General features: G+C 65.3%; 2 protein-coding genes. Both read left to right on the top strand.

Features of this window, described 5'->3' with window-relative positions:
- The first annotated feature begins 381 nt into the window (after nt 1–381).
- Complete coding sequence (locus tag ACTWPT_RS59855) at nt 382–969, top strand: IS110 family transposase (RefSeq protein ID WP_443186452.1); 588 nt, start codon at nt 382–384, stop codon at nt 967–969.
- Nucleotides 851–1,264 (top strand): transposase, encoded by a 414-nt coding sequence (locus tag ACTWPT_RS59850; RefSeq protein WP_443186453.1) that lies wholly within the window; start codon nt 851–853, stop codon nt 1,262–1,264. The genes ACTWPT_RS59855 and ACTWPT_RS59850 overlap by 119 nt, the downstream gene beginning before the upstream one ends.
- Nucleotides 1,265–1,665: the final 401 nt, after the last annotated feature.

Genomic DNA, 1,665 nt, shown 5'->3' with positions numbered 1-1,665 from the left:
TTCAGCGTGATGTCGGCCCGCAGCCACGCGTCCACCACACCCGTCAGGCGGTCGATCTTGCGGGGCTGGGTGCCCTGACGCGATAGCGCCGTGGGCGGGGCCACCGGCGGCTCGGCCGCCAGGTACTCAGAACACCTATTCCGCAAGGTGAGTTGTGCGGGGCTTCTTCGACGGGAGAGGCTCAGCATGGGCGGCTGGGTGACTCGGAGAACACGTGCCGGAAGGCTTTCCGTTGATCTGTCCACGGCTGCCCCCCGGGCGAGGGCCCTGACCGGGAGTGACTTGATAGAAGCCTGCTGAGCCGTTAACTCGCAATAGGTCTGTCCCCCGGCCAGGGCCCTCGTCTCTGTTCGTCATCGCTACAGCAGAGATGAGGACTCGATGGTGACAGTGGGGATCGACCCGCACAAGCACGTCCACGTCGCGGTGGCCGTCGGAGCTGACGGCCGACGGATCGGCAAGCCGTTCACGGTGAAGAACGATGCTCTGCTGATCATCGCGTTGCTCGGCTGGGCCCGGACGATCGTCGACGGCGCGCCTGTCGTCTGGGCCATCGAGGATGGTCGCGGCTTCGCCCGCCGCCTGGCCGACGGGTTGCTGCTCGCAGGCCATGAGGTGGTCTGGGTTCCCACCCGGCTGACCGCAGCCCACCGCAGACTCCACGCCGCCACCGGCGCCAAGTCCGATCCCGTGGATGCCGCCGCAGCCGCCCGTGCTGCCATCGCCACCCCTGAACTAGCCCGGCACCGCATCGACGAACACGTCCGCGAGCTGCGTGTTCTGGTTGACTACCGTGCCGATCTCATCAAACGCCGCACCACGCTGATCAACCAGCTCAAAGCCCAGCTCCATCTCTGGCTCGACCACACCCGGGCGACCTGTCCCGGCCCAAAGGCACGGACACGCTGGCCTGCCTGCTGGCAGCTGTCCACGTGGGCGCCCACGTCCGCAGGGTGCTGTTGGACATGACCACCGAGCTTTCGGAGCTCAACCGGCGTATTCACGACCTCGACGCCACGATCAAGGAGATCGTCATCCCGCTGGCCCCGGCCCTCCTGGAGATCACCGGCATCAGCCACACCTCCGCCGCCGTCCTCATCGCCGAGATCGGCGACATCACCGCTTTCCCACCTCGGCCAAGCTCGCGCGTTACACCGGCTGCGCTCTCATCCCCGTCTACTCCTCAGACCAGGAACGCCACCGCCTCCATCGAGGCGGCAACCGCCGGCTCAACAGCGTCCTCTACACCGCGGCCATCGTCTAGAAACGCTTCCACCCAGCAGCCCAGGAACTCCTGGCCCGCCATGAACCCGTCAAAGGCAAACGCGGCGCCCGCCGCATCCTCCAACGCCACCTCATCGACGTCATCCACCGCGCAATGACCACCGACCGAGCATCCTGGCAACACCAAATCACACAACATCAGTCTGCGGCTTGACATAGAAGCATCAACGGCCTGCTGCGCCAGTACTTTCCGAAGGGCACCAACCTGTCACGATGGAGTGGCGAGGAGTTAGCGGCCGTTGCGCTTGCGCTCAGAGCAATCGTCAATACCTGTGGATCAAGATCTTTTAAGCGGCTTTCTGGGAGTCTTCGATCGTTGGTGAGTCCTCGGGGCGTTCGACGAGCTTGCCCTTGCGGAACTTCGCCCCGGCGCGGACCAGG

It is taken from the genome of Nonomuraea sp. 3N208 (assembly GCF_052245935.1).
Lineage (GTDB): Bacteria > Actinomycetota > Actinomycetes > Streptosporangiales > Streptosporangiaceae > Nonomuraea.
Note: the sequence above shows the minus strand (reverse complement) of the source record. Positions and strands in the feature narration are given on the sequence as shown.